Below are 1,576 nucleotides of genomic sequence, written 5' to 3' on the forward strand. Positions count from 1 at the left end.
CCGAGATTGCAACAGTTCAGAAGCTGCCTTTTCTACTGCTGCGGCATCTACGGTGCCATCATCGGTTACGTAGTCGGTAACCGTGGTCCCAGTCAGCCAGACGTTCCCCGGCAACCCGAGTCACCTCCGCTGACTGCATAGCTGCAAGCTTGGCGTTCAGGGATTCTAGCTTGCCCTCAGCCTCTCGCAGCTGTGTCCGGTACTTGGCCGCTTCCTTGTTGGCCTTGTTCGGCTTCACAGCTTCGTTATCGACCTCGGGGGTATCTGCTGCATCCTCGGTCGGGGTGTTCGTCTCGTCTACGGCCGTCTCAGGGGCCGTTTCGTTGGTGTTCTCCACAGCGTCGCTCACTTGCTGGTCTCCATCTCTCCGTTAACCATTGCCACTAGCGCAGCGCGGTAACGGTTCCTCTCACTGCGATATTTCGCAGCTCCCGCACGGAGCCGCTTGATCTCTCGCTGCCAGGACTCTGGCAACTCCTCAAACTTCATGATGTCTCCTGGACTAAGGGAAGGTCCCGCCGAGCCACTCAGCGGGCCAACCAACCAAACACGGTATTTCAAGGCCAGCAAAGACAGACGCGGCTGTCTGCGCCGTTCTGCGCATTGCTTGAATGACCGGACTAGTTATCCGGCCCTACCCGACATCGTGTCAGGAAGTCTCAATCTCTCCTAAAAAGAGAAACCCAGCAAGCGTGTTCGCTTGCTGGGCTCTCCCGTTTCTTTCATCAACCTGTAAAGGAATCCACGGGCATGGCTGACCCGTGCGGTCCGCACCTGGCAGACCTATCCGAGTGCCGCAAGGTCACTCGGAATTCTACGGAAGAACTGATGGAAACCATCAGTCGTGCTGAAAACCCAAAGATCGGTCCAGCGGAGAGAAACCGGACCGACCCTCAGGGAGCATCACCGAGGTTACCTCGGGCGCTCTATCGCCGACCGTTTCCCGTGAACGGTCGGCGTCTTAGCTATCCCCTTCGATCGCACGAAGTGCGTTCATCATCTTGTGGTACTGCAATCGCTTACGACGATTACGACAGGTCTTACAGACCTTGACTCCAGCTTCTTTCCTTGTATGTGTGGCATCCCTTGGATACCCACAACGGAAGTGATCCACTGTTAACTCCTCCCTTCGGCCGACTGGTGACGGACAATCAGTAGCCAAATAAAAACAGCCAGCCTGATAGCTAGCCAGTTACTAGGAAGCCTCTCAGCGCGGTTTGAACCCCGCCACTTGTTAGAACCCATGGAGGGTAGCCCTCCCAAAAGGTCGATCTACCCTTATCTATGGCTGACTTTGTGGAAAAGTTCGGTTCGACCGTCAGTTATGTGACGAAGACCACTCAGGCGGGCTAACGTCCGTCAAAACCCCTGTCATACCTATCTAGGGTCGACATTCATCCAAACCGCGTGTCTGACTCCTGGTTTGTGACGAGAACCACTCAGATGGACCAGCGTCCGTCGGAAAGCCCTGTCATACCTATCTAGTGTTCCGAGTCGTTAATAGTTTTATTGATTCTGGTGCAGTAGTGGGCGAGGCTGGCGAGGATCTCGTCAGCGGTCTTGGTCCACGCGAAGG

The 1,576-nt window shown here is 55.5% G+C and carries 1 protein-coding gene; it reads right to left on the minus strand.

The features are described from left to right. Positions 1–58 precede the first annotated feature (58 nt). Positions 59–349, minus strand: a complete 291-nt coding sequence (locus AC07FN_RS45430) for a hypothetical protein (protein ID WP_478401305.1) — start codon at positions 347–349, stop codon at positions 59–61. Positions 350–1,576 lie beyond the last annotated feature (1,227 nt).

This window comes from Saccharopolyspora sp. NPDC045941, from assembly GCF_056431445.1.